General features: G+C 58.2%; 14 protein-coding genes. 1 reads left to right on the top strand and 13 read right to left on the bottom strand.

Features of this window, described 5'->3' with window-relative positions; genetic code table 11:
• Positions 1-72: 72 nt before the first annotated feature.
• The 5 genes from PSUM_RS06105 to PSUM_RS06080 form a co-directional block, all read right to left on the bottom strand.
• Positions 73-453, bottom strand: coding sequence for a hypothetical protein (locus PSUM_RS06105; protein ID WP_042955601.1), 381 nt, complete (start codon positions 451-453; stop codon positions 73-75).
• A 141-nt stretch (positions 454-594) separates the two neighbouring features.
• Positions 595-4737, bottom strand: a complete 4143-nt coding sequence (locus PSUM_RS06100) for a CheR family methyltransferase (protein ID WP_083349208.1) — start codon at positions 4735-4737, stop codon at positions 595-597.
• A gap of 98 nt (positions 4738-4835) precedes the next feature.
• Complete coding sequence (locus PSUM_RS06095) at positions 4836-6992, bottom strand: amylo-alpha-1,6-glucosidase (RefSeq protein ID WP_083349207.1); 2157 nt, start codon at positions 6990-6992, stop codon at positions 4836-4838.
• Positions 6967-8046 (bottom strand): glycosyltransferase family 4 protein, encoded by a 1080-nt coding sequence (locus tag PSUM_RS06090; RefSeq protein ID WP_083349206.1) that lies wholly within the window; start codon positions 8044-8046, stop codon positions 6967-6969. Before PSUM_RS06090 ends, PSUM_RS06095 begins: the two co-directional genes overlap by 26 nt.
• 684 nt (positions 8047-8730) lie before the next feature.
• Positions 8731-10329, bottom strand: coding sequence for an arylsulfatase (locus PSUM_RS06080; RefSeq protein WP_414896147.1), 1599 nt, complete (start codon positions 10327-10329; stop codon positions 8731-8733).
• Positions 10330-10800: 471 nt separating this feature from the next.
• On the opposite strand from PSUM_RS06080, the gene PSUM_RS06075 reads away from it, so the two are divergent.
• The gene (locus PSUM_RS06075) at positions 10801-11574 is read left to right on the top strand and encodes a ParA family protein (RefSeq protein WP_083349203.1); all 774 of its coding nucleotides are present in this window, start codon (positions 10801-10803) and stop codon (positions 11572-11574) included.
• 225 nt (positions 11575-11799) lie between these two features.
• Here the strand turns inward: PSUM_RS06075 and PSUM_RS06070 are convergent, their stop codons facing one another.
• From PSUM_RS06070 to modA, 8 genes are all read right to left on the bottom strand, one after another.
• Positions 11800-12009 carry a hypothetical protein gene (locus tag PSUM_RS06070; protein WP_033042238.1) on the bottom strand — a complete coding sequence of 70 codons (210 nt, stop codon included), beginning with the start codon at positions 12007-12009 and terminating at the stop codon, positions 11800-11802.
• Between the two features lie 214 nt (positions 12010-12223).
• The gene (locus PSUM_RS06065) at positions 12224-12508 is read right to left on the bottom strand and encodes a hypothetical protein (protein WP_020797234.1); all 285 of its coding nucleotides are present in this window, start codon (positions 12506-12508) and stop codon (positions 12224-12226) included.
• A 207-nt stretch (positions 12509-12715) separates the two neighbouring features.
• The gene (locus tag PSUM_RS06060) at positions 12716-12946 is read right to left on the bottom strand and encodes a hypothetical protein (protein ID WP_008055683.1); all 231 of its coding nucleotides are present in this window, start codon (positions 12944-12946) and stop codon (positions 12716-12718) included.
• A 119-nt stretch (positions 12947-13065) separates the two neighbouring features.
• Positions 13066-13287: a hypothetical protein gene (locus PSUM_RS06055; protein ID WP_020797233.1), complete on the bottom strand. Its 222-nt coding sequence runs from the start codon at positions 13285-13287 to the stop codon at positions 13066-13068.
• A gap of 72 nt (positions 13288-13359) precedes the next feature.
• Positions 13360-14379: a DNA topoisomerase IB gene (locus tag PSUM_RS06050; RefSeq protein WP_033042232.1), complete on the bottom strand. Its 1020-nt coding sequence runs from the start codon at positions 14377-14379 to the stop codon at positions 13360-13362.
• Between the two features lie 76 nt (positions 14380-14455).
• Positions 14456-15535 carry a molybdenum ABC transporter ATP-binding protein gene (gene modC, locus PSUM_RS06045; protein ID WP_083349202.1) on the bottom strand — a complete coding sequence of 360 codons (1080 nt, stop codon included), beginning with the start codon at positions 15533-15535 and terminating at the stop codon, positions 14456-14458.
• A gap of 3 nt (positions 15536-15538) precedes the next feature.
• Positions 15539-16219, bottom strand: a complete 681-nt coding sequence (gene modB / locus PSUM_RS06040; RefSeq protein ID WP_083349201.1) for a molybdate ABC transporter permease subunit — start codon at positions 16217-16219, stop codon at positions 15539-15541.
• Positions 16220-16987, bottom strand: coding sequence for a molybdate ABC transporter substrate-binding protein (gene modA, locus PSUM_RS06035; RefSeq protein ID WP_083349200.1), 768 nt, complete (start codon positions 16985-16987; stop codon positions 16220-16222). It lies immediately after the preceding gene.
• Positions 16988-17070: the final 83 nt, after the last annotated feature.

The raw sequence follows: 17070 nt of genomic DNA, 5'->3' as shown, positions 1-17070 counted from the left end.
TCACCACAGGTTTCTTGTTCGCCTGGACATTTGCTGGCCGGGCTCAAGAATACGGCGTCTGCACACGCAAGGTTATTTGAAGTGCTTCGTCATCGCCTGCTTACCGATTGCGGCTTCAATGTCTCGGTAGGTGCGCTTATCGGTCGCGCAAAGCAGCGACCGTCCATCCCTCAGTTGCATCGAAAAGGTCAGCTCGATTTCATCGTCTGCCAATATCACGCCAGCGACAGCTCCGATCGGTCCGAGAGCCAATGCGCCGGCCAGCCCCAAGCCGACAGCGCTCGATACGTCCCGATAAGAAGATTCATTGACAACCGTGACGTCGAGTATTTCGCACGTGGTGATCTTCAGGCCTGGCCATGGATAGACGGCCGTTTGAATGGTTATGAACCCAGGTTCAAGTTCTGCAGAACCTTCAAGGAAATCCCCCGCCAGGATTTTTATTTTTGCCATGTGGTGTCCTCCCTGTATGAGCTACAAGAAAATTCAACGCTTGGCAGGGTGGTGCGTCAACACGCTCTGGACGAGCAATACCTATTGGCCGACTAGTGGCTTTGGGCGGGCTGGATCGAGTCTCGTGAATGAATGCTTCACTCAATAAGGCCGCGTATTGCAAGCCTCGTCAATGAGGTCGATGAAGTCGTCATGGGATACCGGTTTACCTACATGATAATTAAACCCTGATTGCCTGGTTTTTTTCTGCTCCTCGCTGGTGGCGTAGCCCGAGAGGGCAATGGCAGGCGTGTGTTTCAGGTGGGAAATCTGACGGATGGCCCGGATGAACTGATGGCCATCCATGACCGGCATGCCGATGTCCGAGATGATCACGTCGTAGTTGCTGTCCTTCGCCGCTTTCAGGGCTTGCAGGGGATCGCTGAAGGCTTCGACATGCGCGTCTTCCATTTCCAGCAACATTTGCAGGACTTCCATGACGTCCTTGGAGTCTTCCACCAGCAGCACTTTCTGGCCAACCAGACGCCCCTGTTCGGCGACTGTCGGCTGTTTGTCCGGCTGTTGTGAGGGCCGAGAGAGCGGCAACCGGAGGGTGAAGGTACAGCCACGACCAATGCCTTCGGACTGTACATCTACCGAACCGCCGTGGGCTTCCACCAGTTGCCGCACCAACGACAAGCCAATGCCCAGGCCTTCGCGCTGATGGCTGGCATGCTGGTTGTCCGCCTGGCTGAAGAGATCGAACACCTTGTGCAGATTGTCCTGCTCGAGCCCCACGCCGCTGTCGATGACGTCCAGTTGCGCCATGTTCTCGACACGATGGGCGATCAGCTCGATGCGGCCATCCCTGGGCGTGAACTTCAGTGCATTGTTGAGCAGGTTCCAGATGATCTGCTCCAGGCGTGTGCTGTCGGCATCGACCACCAGGGGCGGCTCGGGAGGCTGGGGCAGCTGCAGCGTGACCTCGCACGGATGCTGGTCATTGATCACTACGGTGTAGATATCCTGGAGAATGCGTCCCAGGTCCACCGCCTGCTTTTTCAGCTTGAGCTTGCCGGTGCGCACCCGGGCGACATCCAGCAGGTCGTCGATGATCCGCGCCTGGCTGGCGACCGCATCGCAGATGGTGTTCACGGCTTTCATGGCCGGCCCGGCGGATTTGGTCATCGGCAGGCGCCGCAGGAGTTCGGCATTGAGCTGGATGAGATTGAGCGGGTGCTTGAGTTCGTGGGACATCACGGCAAAGAACTCGTCCTTGAGGTGACTGCTGGTCTGGGTCTCGGCCAGTTGCTGGCTTTGTTGGTCATGCATGCGCTTGTGACCGGTGAGGTCGCGGGCAATCTTCACGTAGCCCTGCAGGTTCTCGCCCTTGAGCAGCGTGACTTCGCCGCTGCAATAGAAGCGGCTGCCGTCCTTGCGCAGGTGCCAGCGTTCGTCTTCGCCGCGGCCTTGCTCACGGGTCAGGCGTAGTTCGGTTTCCGGCACGCCCTCGGCGCGGTCCTCGGGGGTAAAGATCAGGTCGTAATAGGCGCCGAGCACTTCGTCCTTGGCGTAACCGAAAATCAGCTGCGCGCCGGTGTTCCAGTCGGTAATCACGCCATGCTCGTCGAGAATGATGATCGCAAAATCGTGGGTGCTTTCGGCAACCAGGCGCATGCGCTCGTTATTCAAGCGCAACTCATCTTCGGCGGCGCGACGCTTGCTGATGTCGATAAAGGTCAGCACCGTGCCGTCGATATGATCCTCGCTGGAACGATAGGGCAGCAATCGGGCGATGTACCAGCGTTGGTCGTTGCTGCTGACCTCGCGCTCGATCATGTTCAGCGAGCCAAAAACCGTCTCCGCATCCTCGACCATCTCCGGGTAATCGAGGCGGTGGGTGATGTCCAGCAACGAGCGCCCGGTATCGACCGGCAGCATGCTGAAGATGTCCGTGGCCCGGGGGGTGAACCAACGGATGCGCATGTTGCGATCGACGAACACCGTGGCAATGTCGGTGGAGGTAATCAGGTTGGAAAGGTAGTCGTTGATCTTGTCGGTTTCTTCAACCTTGGTCTTGAGCTCGTAGTTGACCGTCAGCAGTTCCTCGTTGATCGACTGCAACTCTTCCTTGCTGGTTTCCAGCTCCTCGGTGGCCGAACGCAGCTCTTCGTTGATGGCCTGCATTTCTTCGTTGGACGCCTTGAGTTCTTCACTGGAGACTTCCGACTGTTCGATCGTCTCCTGCAAGTGCATCTTGGTGCGCTGCAGTTCATGCTCAAGGCTGGCCAGCAGTTGGTTGTCGCTCTCGTTCGAGGCAACATCCAACTGTACATTCGCAACGATTTCCTGCTCCTCGAGGATCACCAGCACGTACTCGCTGTCGGTCTCTTCATCCTTGTACGGGTGCGCGCTCAGATCCACCTGGTAATACCGCTGTTCGCGCTGGATACGGACCTTGTTCGAGGTGACGGCAGCGCCTGTTTGATGGACCTGGTAGAGCATCGTGCGCAGCTCCAGTCGCAATTCTGGAAGCGCGAGTGCCAGCAGGCTGCGGGTCAGCTCTCCCGCCACATACCGCAGGAAGCGCCCGGCGCCTTCACTCAGGTGCAGGATGTTGCCGTTGACGTCGACAATGATGCTCGGTGGTGCGGTCTTTTCCAGCGCGCGCAGATGGATATCGGCGAAGGAAATCTTGCGAGTCGTTGGGGTTTCAAGGGGGCGGGCGCTGATGGCGGTTCGCGCATAGCCGTCGTGAGGCAGGGCCGGGGCGCGCCGAGGCGTGGTCGCAGGGCTCTTGGCGCGGAAGATGCGATTGCGTTTGTCCACCGGGGTAAACAGGTCCGGGCAGCCATCGGCGAATTCGGATGCCCCCAAAAACAGGAAACCGCCCGGCCGCAAGGCAAAATGAAACATCTCGTAGAGGGTGCGTTGTACGTCGCGGTCCAGGTAAATCAACAGGTTCCTGCAGACAATCAGGTCCATCTGCGAGAACGGTGGGTCCTGTAACAGGCTGTGCTTGGCGAACAGCACCTTGTCACGGATCTCCTTGTGCACCCTGAAGTTCTGGCCCTCCTTGATGAAATGCTGACGCAGGCGCTGGGGAGGGACATCGGTGATGATCGCCCCGGGATAAAGGCCCCTGCGTCCAACGGCGATGGCGCGCTCATCGATGTCCGTGGCAAATACCTGCACTTTGGCCGCTGTAGCCTCTAGCCCCAATTGGTCACTGACCAGAATGGCCACGCTATAGGCTTCCTCGCCGGTCGAACAACCGGCTGACCAGATGCGAATTTCCTCACGGTGCGGCTGGGAGTCGCGTAACGATTTCACCAGGTTGGGCACCACTTCGCGTTCCAGCGCTTCGAAGGCTTCGCGGTCGCGGAAAAAGTTGGTCACACCGATCAGCATATCGCCCAGCAGGGCGTTGTTTTCTTCCGGGTGCGTTTGCAGGTAGTCGTAATAGGCGGCCAGGTTTGGCTGGGCGGTCACTTGCAAGCGGCGCTCTATCCGGCGCAGGACCGTGGCGCGCTTGTAGTGCTTGAAATCGTGGCCGGTATTGGTGCGCAAGTGCAGCAGGATGTCCTGCAAAATACGCTCGGTCTTCGCTGCATCTTGCTCCTCGGGAAGGGGCGTCTTGAGGCCTGGATCATTGGCGCCGGGCAGGGTGATGGTTTGTGCGTTGTGCCAAAGCTCCAGGAGCTTTTGTGGCATTTGCGCCACGGGCATCACCAGGTCAACCATCCGGGTGTCAATGGCCGCGCGCGGCATGCTGTCGAACTCAGCCTCTTCGGGCGTCTGGACCAGGGTGACGCCCCCTTGCTCCTTGATTCGCGACAGACCGACCGCGCCATCGGAGCCGGCGCCAGAAAGCACCACGCAAAAAGCGCGCTCCTTGTGCACATCCGCCAGGTCCCTGAAGAACAGATCGATAGCAATGTGGCTTCCCGCCGAGCGCTGTGCAGGAGCGACCGACAGATAGCCGTCATTCATGATCAGGTCATGGGCCGGCGAAATGACGTAGACGCAGTTTTTCTCGATCGGGATCGTCTCGGTCACCTGGCGCACCGGCATTTGCGTGACGTCCTGGATGATCCGGTCGGCGATGCTTTCATGGTCTGGCGCCAAATGAAGAATGACCACGAAGGCCATGCCATTGTCATTGGGCATGTGTTCGAAGAACGATTTCACCGCGTTGAGGCCGCCAGCGGAGGCGCCAATCCCGACCACCGGAAATGCAAGGTTGCTGGGGGTCAGTTCCTTTCGTTGCGGAACATTGGGTGAGCGGCTGGGAGTAGTTCTCATAGGAGGCACCTTGATCTCCGGGGCAAGCTCTGCCTACAGCTGCCCAGGGTAAACCGCGATTCCGGTCCCTGGCGTGGATATCGGCGGATGACAGCGATTTACAATTTAACGTCGAGTCGAATCAAGCTTGGACCATCTTGTCGTTCTATGTAAACCGCAACGCGGTCGCCAATTCGTTGAAAGCCAAGATCGACGCTGTGTTCATTGATCTGGAGTGTCCGCACTTCCAGACGGTCAATACCAATGGGCAGTCGAGGTTGCCTGATGATCACTCGACAGTCAGCAGCGTCAATGCTGATCCCCAGGCATGCCTGCAAGAGCATGAAAATGGAGCCTGCTGCCCAGGCTTGAGGCAAACAGGCGACTGGATAGGCAACCGGTGCCTCACCCGGACCACGCTTGAACCCGCAGAACAGTTCGGGTAACCGCATCCCGAAAAACGTCGCGGCTTCGAACATCCCGCTGAGGACACGAACGACGCCCGTATACTCGCCATATCGGGCCATACCTGCTGCGCACAGGGCAACGTCATGCGGCCAAACCGAACCGTTGTGATAAGACATGGGGTTGAACCGCACGGCCCCGGTTTCAAGTGTTCGAACGCCCCAGCCGTTATTGAAGATGTTGGTCAGAAATTGCCGGGCAACCGTTTTTCCCCGTTCAGGCATGGGTAATCCGGTGAACAGCAGGTGACCTGCGTTCGAGGCTTTCACCTCGCAACGCTGGCCATTGCCATCGAGCGCCAGTGCGTAAAATTGCTGATCCTCCATCCAGAAGCATTTTTCAACCGCCCGGCGCAGGTTTTCTGCGATGCCTTGCCATCGAACCGCAGCTTGCTCATTGCCTCGTTGCCTGGCCAAGGTGCTCATGCTCAAGAATGCGCGCCAGGCGTAGCCTTGCACTTCTATCAATGCGATGGGCCCAACCGGGGTGCGGCCATCGCGATGAAAAATGGCGTCATGACTGTCTTTCCAGCCTTGATTGGCCAAGCCGGTGACTTCCCCTCGCTGGTAGCTGATGAAGCCTTCGGCATTCCTCGAGGCATTGGTCTCCATCCAGAGCGTGGCCAGTTCCAGTGCCGGCCAAAGCGCTTCAATGAACGCCCGATCGTTGGTGCGTTTTGCATAAGCGCCGGCCAGCATCACGAACAAGGGGGTCGTATCGACGCCTCCGTAATAACGGGCAAAGGGTAATTCGTTGAGTTTCGACATTTCACCCTGACGCGTCTCATGCATGATTTTTCCCGGCTCAGCATCGCTGAAGGTCGAAATCTCCGTGGCCTGATGAGCCGCCAGGTAGGCGAGCACACCTCGGGCAAGGCACGGGTTGAGCCAGAGTGATTGATAGGCTGTGATAATCGCGTCGCGGCCAAAAGGTGTGGAGTACCAAGGAACGCCGGCATAGGGGTAGGGGCCGGAGGGAAGATCGGCAGTCAATAAGGCTAGGTCAGCCCGGGATTTGTTTATCCAACCCTGGAACAGCCGGCCGGAAGCCTTGATACGTGCACCTCGCTGCTCTTTCCTGCGCATGGCTCGGCAAGCTTGCGCGGCGGCGGACCGGTAACGCGTGCGGCCAGGACTGACAATGCTAGAGCCTACTTCAACATACAGCTCGCGGCGCTCGTGAGCGCCGATATCGATGTGGAAACTCGCACTGTCGCCGCTGATGTGTTCTGGCAATCGGGAAAAACTGATCGCCATGCAGCGTCGCTGATGGTCCAGTCCCTGGTAATGAAGCATCACGCCTTGTTCGAGCACTTCAGGCTTGGTCAGCGTGCCACGCAGTGGCCGTTTTTGACCACGAACTTCGAACATGTCGAGGAAGTCTCCACGGAACCGCAGTTCGATCGGTAGTTTGCCAGGTTGCTCGCTGTAGTTGAAAAAGCAGATGCGCTCGAACATTCGCTCTTCCCAAAGAAAGCGCTTGCGCTCGATATGGATGACGCCTTGCGGTGTGTCCTCTTCTCCCAGTACCGGTAGCGGGTGGTTGGTCAAATGTGAACGGAAGTACACGTTGTCGCGGCTGACCGCCGCCGAGAGCAGCGACGGACGCCGACCCGCCACGGTCAATTGATATTCAGATAACAAACGCGTGTCGTGGTAGAACATGCCCACGGCACCCCCGTCGATATCACCGAATGCATTAGCCACCAGGTACGTATTGTGATCGACCAGCACATACAAGGTATGCGCAACGGGTTCATTCGCACCGGGTTTTGGTTGCGGCTGTTCAGGACTGCTGGACGAGGTATTCATGGGCTATGTCCGGCACTACGTAATCAGACCTGTTGGTGAGTGTCCGGTAGAGGTCAACATAACGTTGCGCCATCACCTTGGCTGAAAAACGTCTGACGAATACGTCACGTATCACTTGTCGATCAAGTTCAAGTACCTGACGGGCAGCGAGCACTGCCTCCTGTTCGCTATTGATTATGAAGCCGGTTACACCATGATCAACCACTTCGGGGACAGAACCGCAGCGCCAGGCGATGACCGGCGTACCGCAGGCCATGGCCTCGATCATCACCAGGCCGAAGGGTTCGGGCCAATCAATGGGAAAGAGCAGCGCCCGGGCGTTGCCCAGGAATGCGGATTTGTCGGCATCGCCAATCTCGCCGATGAATTCGATGCCTGGTTGTGCCAATAAAGGGCGTATCTGCCGTTCGAAGTATTCGCGATCGGCGGCGTCGACCTTGGCGGCGATCTTCAAGGGCAACCCGGTAGCGCGCGCAATGCGGATAGCCCGGTCGGGACGCTTTTCCGGAGAAATACGCCCCAGGAAGGCGAGGTAGTCACCCGGTCTTGAATGGAACGTCAGACTGGACTGCGGTAAACCGTGATAAACGGTGTCGATCCAATTGGCGTTCGGTAATGGCTGGCGCTGATGTTGCGAGATTGAAACCAAGGGATAGTGAGACCATCGAGAATAGGCTCCCTCCAGATCCTTGATATCAAGGCGACCATGAATAGTGGTCAAGACCTTATGCGCCATGTCTTCGAAAAATGGAAAATGCAACAGGTCTATATGAAAGTGCAGCACATCGAACGCTGCTGCTCGATGTCGCAACTCATACAGCAAACTCAAGTGACTCGCCAACTCGGACTTCAACGGACTACTGTCGAGCCGTAACGCTTGATCCCGGGCTGCAACCAAGTTTGCACAAGTGCGCGATCCCTCGGCGGCGAAAAGGGTGACGTCATGTCCCAGTCCGACTAAAGCATCCGTTAGATGAGCTACAACTCTTTCGGTTCCTCCATAGAGATAAGGGGGCACGGATTCATACAGCGGGGCTATTTGGGCGATTTTCATTGCCGCAATCTCTAAGTCATCAACGTTTATGGCAAAGACCTGCCGTCAAGTTTTTCGACCTGACCGTAAAGTCATTGGATTGATTGCCACGACAGGCGGTTAATTCATAGAGGAAAGCTCAATGCGCAGCGACAGTGATATTGCAAATATATAGTTGGGGCAATGAGTTTCGTGGAGGAATTCGTCCGACAAGTGGCAGGTTTCAGGAAGTTGACGCTGTAGATTTGTCGTACTAAATATTTCGTATTGCGTTGGTTTTCATCGAAATTCAACAAAGAGGGAGGCCACGAAGATGATGCGCAGAGGTTCCACGTATTGGCTCTGGGCGGACTGCGAGTTGCATTGTCGATCCCACGATGAATTGCAAAATGATGGCACTCTCATTGATGTTCAAACAAGAGTTTCCAGAAAGGGTAGAACGCAGCTATTCATCGGTGTCTACGACAAAAACGGCTCGCCCTTATTTGAAGAGGCCCACGACTATTTGCCCCACGATACGATGACCACGGCACTGGCATGGGGGGTATCTCGTGCGCGGGAGATTGCCTCGGGAAACCTGGTAATGAATGCTCAGAGTGACAAAAACTACCTCGCTGCCAGCGATTCTCAACGAACATCCGCGGGTTGAATCCGCCGTCGAAGGCCAGCGCCGCGCCGATCAAGCGCAGGCGCTGGCTGCTTGCGCTAGTTGGGCATTGGAATAGTGATGCCTTCTTTCTCCAGATCTTCGCGTACCGATTGGAACTTCTGGTACTTGGACAGTTCGATCGGGCCGTCATAGCTCATGCTTTGCAGTTTGCGAGGAGGGTACTGAACGTAGGTTTTCATCAGCTGGGTGATTGCCATGCTGATAGGCACCATTGTCCAGGTGCGCTCGGTGTAGTTGTTCATGAAAATGTCATAGCGTTCCTGCGGATCCTGCAGCAAGTCGAACACCTGCGGTACGGTCGCTACATACTTGGACGGGCCTTTCCAGCCTTGGTTGCTGTCGACGGCCAGGCCACCGGTCACGGCGCCGTTGTCGCCACGCAGGTTGAACACCGCCTTGTAATTGCCGACACGGGCAGCGCCCGGGGAGAGTTCGTTCTCGGTGAAGTAGAACCACTCCTTGCGCGGATCAGGGCCGGTGCCGAGCAACACAGGGGTCATGTCATAGCTGTCGAAGATGATCGGTTTGCCTTCGCGATCCTTGTCCGGCAGCTTGATCCCGGCAACCGAGGCGAACGTCGCCATCAAGTCCAGTCCGCCGATGATGTCGTGGTTTTTTGCATCCGGCTTGATCTTGCCGGGCCAGGACATGATCGCCGGCACCCGGTTGCCTCCTTCACGCACGGTGCCTTTGGTGCCACGGAAGGGCGTGTAGCCAGCGTCCGGATAAACGTCCTGCCAGGCGCCGTTGTCGGTGGTGTAGACCACCAGGGTGTTCTTATCCAGGCCCAGCGCCTTGAGCTTGTCGAGGATGCGGCCAATGTGGGTATCGAGCTCAACCACGGAGTCGGCGTATTTGGTCTTGGAGATCGACTTGTGGACGAACTCCGGCGCTGGCAGGTTGGGCTGGTGAACCTTCATGAAGTTGACGTTGATAAAGAACGGCTTGCCGGATTTGGCCGCGGTGTCGAGAAACTCCAGCGCCGCCTTTTCCACATAGTTGTCGAAGAACGGAATGCCCACGACACCGGGCTTGCCATCCACTACCGGGGTGTCGACGTACTGGCCGTTGATCTTGAACTCTTCAACGGCTTTTTCACCGGCCTTGGCCGACAACGCGCCCTGAGTCACCTTGGCGAACATGGCACGGGTTTCTTCATCCATGTCCGGGAACCAGGTAGGGTCGGCATAGGTGTAGGCGTTGAGATGATAGAGGCCAACGTACTTCATCACGTCGTAGCCCTGGGCATTGGGCAGTGCGTAATCGGCCTCGCCCAGGTGCCACTTGCCGGTGAAGTAAGTCTCATAGCCGCCGGTTTTCAGCACCGACGCCAATGTCCATTCAGCCGCCGGCAAACCGCCGCCCTGGCCCTGGAACGCCACCGTGGTCATGCCGCTGCGGTTGGGGATGCGCCCGGTCTGCATCGCGGCGCGGCCTGGGGTGCAGCTTGGTTGGGCATAGAAGGAGTAGAAGGTGGTGCCCTCTGCGGCGAGCCGGTCGATGCTCGGCGTTGGCATCCCTCGACCTACGCCGCCGCCATAGGGGCCAAGGTCACCGTAGCCGGTGTCGTCGGAGACGATGAACAGGATATTGGGTTTTTCGGTTTGTGCGGCTTGGGCAAAGTTGATTGCCATCAACAAAGAACAGGTGAGGTAAAACCTGGGGCGGTGCGCGAACTTGTTCATAAGGGTTTCCTTTCTCAAGTTCCGATACTCGTTGCGGGCCGCTCAAGCAGCGAGCGCAAAACAACAAGCATCATCGTTAGTGACCCCCCAAACGTTTAGCCTGGACAGTTCATGGAAGCCATCAAACAACGCGATCACATTTCCATTCATTGCTCAAGGCAGTCGTGCAAGATTAGTTCGACAATTCGCGCCCCGCGTGGTCGCGGATCGTAGTTTAGATGTCGTTCGTCGATTATTTGTACTTCAACCATCGACGCTCCTTTATTGAACAGGTCATGAAGGCCTCTCACTCCATCGCTCTAATCCGGGCCTTGTGCCGCCACTGTCGCAAAACTGTAATGTTCCGGTCATACAATTGACACGGCTTCTTACATTTACCGTCAGTTGGCCTCTGGCTTTTTTCATGGATGAGCAAGTCACATGCGTCGTGTCGTATTCAATCAGAAAGGCGGGGTTGGGAAATCCAGCATTGCCTGCAACCTCGCCGCCGTGAGTGCTTCCGAAGGCTACCGAACGCTGCTGGTTGATCTCGATCCCCAGGCCAATTCGACTCACTACCTCACCGGCCTGGTGAATGAGGATATTCCTGCGGGCATCGCCGATTTTTTCAAGCAGACCTTGTCCGGCGGTTTCGAAGGCAGGAAGCATCGCGTGAATATCACCCGCACGCCTTACGCCAACCTCGACCTGGTAACCGCCAGCCCTGAGCTGTCTGACCTGCAGTCAAAGCTGCAGAGCAAGTTCAAGGTCAACAAGCTGCGCAAGCTGCTGGTGGAACTGTCCGAGGACTACGAGCGCATTTATATCGATACACCGCCGTCATTGAATTTCTACACCTTCAGCGCCTTGGTGGCGGCGGACAGGCTGCTGATTCCCTTCGATTGCGACAGGTTTTCTCGCCTGGCGCTGTATCGCGTCATCGCGCAAGTAGAAGAGTTACGACTAGATCACAATGAGTCGCTGACGGTGGAAGGGGTGGTGGTCAATCAGTTCTCGGGGCAGACCGGATTGCACCAGCATCTGGTGGATGAGCTATTGGCCGAAGGGATACCACTGCTGCCGGTTTACCTGAGTCGCTCTGTGAAGATGCGCGAGTCTCACCAAGTGTCGGTTCCCCTTGTTCATCTGGCTCCGCGCCATAAGCTTTCGCTGGAGTTTGCCGATTTGCTGGATGCCCTGGAGCGAGCGGCTTGAGTGCAAATTTGGATTGGGGGATATCCATTCCTGCGGTAACGGCGATTTGTGGTTTCACTTTATATAGCGAGTGAGCCTGTAGGAACGAGCCTGCTCGCGAAGAACGTCCTGACAACGTATTCATCCAGACAGGGCGCGTTATCGTTGACGTCCATCGCGAGCAGGCTCGCTCCTACAGGGGATTGGGGGGCTCTGCAAAAGCCTGGTCGGGTGTCAGGCCGCTCGTTATTGCTGTTTATCCTCAGTGTTCAAATCCGCTTTGCGCCGATCGTTGCCGTTCGGGTTGCCGACGTCGATCAGCCTTCTTTCCAGCAAGATGTTTTGCAGCGCCTCGCGGTCTGACGGGGACATTTGGTGTTCCCGCTCCTTGAGTTCAAGCAGGATCGGGCTGGACCACTGGCGATAGGTTTGTTCGGCATTACGAGTGGATGACATCGCTTCCTCCTTGGGGTGATTTCTGCCAATCAAGACGCCTTGGTTCTATACGCAAAATGACCCTAGCCGAGGAAGGCCATTGTCGCCAATGCCTCACATCGGACGGGTTAGGGCACCTGCTGCAGCGGTGCGTCGGACGTCGCTGCGAAAGACCCGGGGGGGATGCATCGATGATCAGGAACGGGCCGATCAGATCGACCCGATCCTCGTGCCTCTAGACAAAGCCTTGCCCATGAAAGCCCCGTGGCAGCCGTTGCAGTCCTGCCATGGCGGTCAGCCGCTCGGTCCAGGCCTGGCGCCAGTCATTGACCACGTGAGCGATTTTTGCCTTGCGTGCGGCGCGGCGTGCAGCGTTGCGCTCGGTTTTGCGCGCCTCTTTGTAAGCGTCGGTGTTGCGACAGCTTCTGCATTTCACCCGATTCAGTTCCCGGGTGGAGGTGAGGTTGCTGCCCTTGTGACCGCAGGCGAGGTGCCCGCTGACTTTGAAGTGGGTGACCATCAGAACGTCTCCTTCGTAACGAAGTAATCGTTAGACAACCCTGTTCTAGTGATGTTCGCGGTTGAAAGGCGCAAAAAAAATCCCAGCACCTGGCTGGGTTGGAGGACAGGAATCAGGCAGGCACTCACACGCACGCGCGGTGACGTAGCGTCGCCGATCATGCGTCCTGCGTCAGGTCCTGCCTGCGCATCGGTATCCAGATCAGGATCATCTGAACCGTGGCAGCGGTGGGTCGACTGGCTTGAGCGACGACAGTGTATTGCGGATCAGGGGTGTATCCTTTTCGATGTCGTTCAGACGATCACGGATTCTGAGCGCAGTCGGGTGTCCGCCTTGATGATCGACCCAGTCGGCGATTTCCTTGCACGCGGCAGCCAGGCGAACCTGACGGGAGTCGAGCAGGGTGAGCAGGGTGGTGATGGACTCTTTTTCGGACATGGAAAACACCTCCGTTTAAGAACCTGAAGATTGGCAGTAAAAAGCCCGCCGCAAGCGAGCTTTGTACCGATGGGCGCTGATCCTTCAGCACTTTGTCAGTATAGACCCGCGAATGTTCGTCAGCCTTGCCGGACCATCACTTGTGACCGGGCGTTGAGCTGTCGGCATACCCGCTGGGCATCGTATTCATGATCGTAGCCGTCACCGATGAAACCGTTGGTGCGGGTATCGGCGATGCGGTACCAGACGGCGGCTTCAGCGGGTTGATGCGTGGTTTCTCCAGCCCGGCGTCCATGAATGATGATCTTGTTGCAGCGCTTGACGACGAAAATGTCTTCCATGGCTTCACCGCAGCTGATTGGCGTACAGATCAACTATAGAAGCCATTTGCAATCGTGCAAAAAATAGGCAGGTCAGTTCGTCGCCTCGGACGCCATTTTCTCCAGCAGCATCGCCAGTGCGACTTCCTCCGCCCGCAGGCCTTTACGAACCCTCGGCTTTGGCAGTTGCGCCAAGGCGCCGAGCAGGAAACCCTCGAGTACCGCCGGGTGGATGTAGCACTTGCGGCACACCGCCGGAGTATTGCCCAACTGCCTGGCGACGTCCTTGACCATCGCCACCACGTGCTGTTTCGCCTGGGACTCGGGTTGCCACTCGAGCTCGCGCAGAACCGCCAGGGCCAGGGCGCTGCCGGCCCAGGTGCGGTAATCCTTGGCGGTGAAGTCGGCGCCAGTCAGGGTTTGCAGGTAGGCGTTGACGTCGGCGGAAGTGATCGTGTGTCGCTCGCCGTTTTCATCGAGGTATTGAAAAAGGTTTTGCCCGGGAATGTCCTGGCAACGCTTGATGATCCGCGCCAGGCGCCGGTCCTTCACAGTGATCTGGTGCTCGACGCCACTCTTGCCGCGAAACTGGAACTGGATCGCGCTGCCGTTGACCTCGACATGGCGGTTGCGCAGGGTGGTCAGGCCGTAGGAGCGGTTGTCTCGGGCGTACTGGGTATTGCCGACACGGATCAGCGTTGCGTCGAGCAAGGTGATGACGGTGGCCATGACCTTGTCGCGACTCAAACCCGGCGCCTCCAGTAAGGTTTCCAGTTGTTTGCGCAGCTTGGGCAGGGCCAGGCCGAAATCCCTCAACCGCGAGTATTTGTCGCTGTCGCGCACCTCGCGCCAGCGCGGGTGATAGCGGTACTGCTTGCGCCCGCGGGCGTCGCGACCGGTGGCCTGCAGGTGCCCGCGCGGGTCGCTGCAGATCCACACGTCGGTATAGGCCGGTGGTACCGCCAGTGCGTTGATGCGCTGGATTTCTTGCGGGTCGACGATGCGCTGGCCAGTGGGGTCGAAATAGCAGAATTTGCCGCGCAGTTTGCGGCGGGTGATGCCGGGCTGGGTGTCATCGACGTAATGCAGGTCACGGGGCAGTGCATCGGGCATGGCGATTGTCCTGGGCGAGGGATCGAGGGGCCGTTACAGCCATTGACCCCGCGCCGCGCCAGTCGTGCCCACGGCGTTACGCCAGCACGGCCACGGCCTTGATTTGCGCCCAGAGACGTTGGCCCGGGTGCAGGTGCAGGTGGTCCCGGGAATAGCGGGTGATACGTGCAAGCAAAGGGCTGCCCTCGGCGTCCAGGCGCACCAGCACATGGGCGTTGTTGTCGGCGGGCATTTCGCTGACCACCGTCACGGGCAGGCGATTGAGGATGCTGCTTTGGTAATCGCCGAGCAGGCTGAGGCTGACATCCCGCGCCTGGACCTTGCAACGTAATGCCTGGCCCATCGCCATCGGCGTGTGAGTCACGCGAATGTTCAGGTCCGTATCGGGCAGTTGCAGCGTCAACAACTGGTAGTCGGCGTCATAGGCGGCGACATGCCCTTGGATCACTACGCCGGCGTCGTCACCCAGCGCCAGCGGCAAGTCGAGGCGTGCGAGGGTCTGGCCGATGGGGCCGCTGGCCAGCGCCTTGCCGTCGCTGAGCAGGACCAGGTGATCGGCCAGTTGTGCAACTTCATCCTGGGAGTGACTGACATAGAGCACCGGGATGTCCAGTTCATCGTGCAGCCGTTGCAGGTAAGGCAGGATCTCGCTTTTGCGTTGCGCGTCCAGTGCTGCCAGCGGTTCGTCCATCAACAGCAGTGTCGGGCTGGTGAGCAGGGCGCGCGCCATGCCGACACGCTGCCGTTCGCCGCCGGAAAGATGCTGCGGATGGCGGTCGAGCAGATGACTGATACCCAGCAGCTCGGTCGCGTGTGCCATGTCGACCCGGCGCTGAGGCTTGGGAATGCGCTTGAGGCCAAATTGCAGGTTGGCCAGCACCGACAGATGAGGGAACAGGCTGGCTTCCTGAAATACGTAACCCAGTGCGCGCTTGTGCGGGGGGACGAAAACCCCCTTGGCGCTGTCTTGCCACACTTCATCGTTGACGTGGATAAATCCCTCGTCGGCGCGTTCCAGCCCGGCGATGCAGCGCAGGCAGGTGGTCTTGCCAGACCCGGAGTGTCCGAACAGCGCCGTCACCCCGCGGCCGGGCAACTGCAGATCGACATCGAGGGCGAACCCCGGATAACTCAGTTTCAGACGCATTTGAATCATCGATCAGCTCCAGCCTGTTTTGGTTTTACGGCTGGAGTACAGCGCCAGCAACACTGCAAATGAGAACACCAGCATGACCCCGGCCAGCCAATGGGCCTGGGCATATTCCATGGCTTCGACGTGATCGTAGATCTGCACCGAGACCACTCGGGTCTTGTCGGGGATGTTGCCGCCGATCATCAGCACCACGCCGAATTCGCCGACGGTGTGGGCAAAGCCGAGGATGGCCGCGGTGATGAAACCGGGCCTGGCCAGGGGCAGGGTGACGCTGAGAAATGTGTCCCAGGGACCGGCGCGCAGGGTGGCGGCCACTTCCAGCGGACGGGTGCCAATGGCGGAAAAAGCGTTTTGCAGCGGCTGGACCACGAACGGCATCGAATACAGCACCGAGCCGATCACCAACCCTGAAAAACTGAACGTGAGGGTGCCAAGCCCGAGGGATTGGGTTAACTGGCCGACAAACCCGTGGGGGCCGAGGGCCAGCAACAGATAGAAACCGATCACCGTGGGTGGCAGCACCAGGGGCAGGGCGACGATCGCCGCGACCGGGCCGCGCAGCCAGGATTGTGTGCGCGAGAGCCATAGCGCCAGTGGAGTACCGACCAGCAACAGGATGACGGTCGTCAGGGACGCCAGTTTCAGGGTCAGCCAGATGGCGGAAAAATCGGCACTCGATAGCGACATTTAGATCTGGTAACCGTAGGACTTGATGATGGCAGCGGCTTTTGGCCCCTTGAGGTACTCGACCAGTGCCTTGGCGGCCGGATTATCCTTGCCCTTGTTGAGGATGACTGCGTCTTGCTTGATCGGGTCATGCAGGTCGGCCGGGACGATCCACGCCGAGCCGCTGGTGATCTTGCCGTCCTTGTAGATCTGCGACAAGGCAACGAAGCCGAGTTCGGCATTGCCGGTGGACACGAACTGGTAGGCCTGGGTGATGTTCTGGCCTTCGACGAGCTTGTCCTTGACCTTGTCGGCCAGGCCTTTTTTGGCCAGCACCTGGGTCGCCGCCAGGCCGTAAGGCGCGGCTTTCGGGTTGGCGATGGACAGATGCTGATAGGTGTTATCGCTCAGGACGTTGCCCTTGGCATCGACGTAGCCTGCCTTGGCCGACCACAGGGCCAGCGTGCCGATGGCGTAGGTGAAGCGCGAGCCCTTGACGGTGTCGCCTTCGGCTTCAAGTTTTTGCGCGGTGGTGTCGTCTGCCGAGAGGAACACCTCGAACGGCGCGCCATTCTTGATCTGGGTATAGAACTGGCCGGTGGCACCGAAAGCCGTGACCAGTTTGTGCCCGGTGTCCTTCTCGAAGTCAGCGGCAATGGCCTGGATCGGCGCGGTGAAGTTGGCAGCGACAGCAACCTGGACTTCGTCTGCCTGAGCGCAGCCGAAGGCGAACACGGCGAGCAGGCTCGCCAGGCAAGTGGGGGCAAAACGTGAGGCACGAATGGTCATGAAACGGCTCCGTCACAGGCAAGTGCTGCAAGATGGGTGAATCGCTATATATCGGAATATATAGCGAAATTCCGGTAAACGGA

This window comes from Pseudomonas umsongensis (genome assembly GCF_002236105.1).
GTDB classification, from domain to species: Bacteria; Pseudomonadota; Gammaproteobacteria; order Pseudomonadales; family Pseudomonadaceae; genus Aquipseudomonas; species Aquipseudomonas umsongensis.
This window is presented reverse-complemented; position numbering and strand designations above follow the sequence as displayed.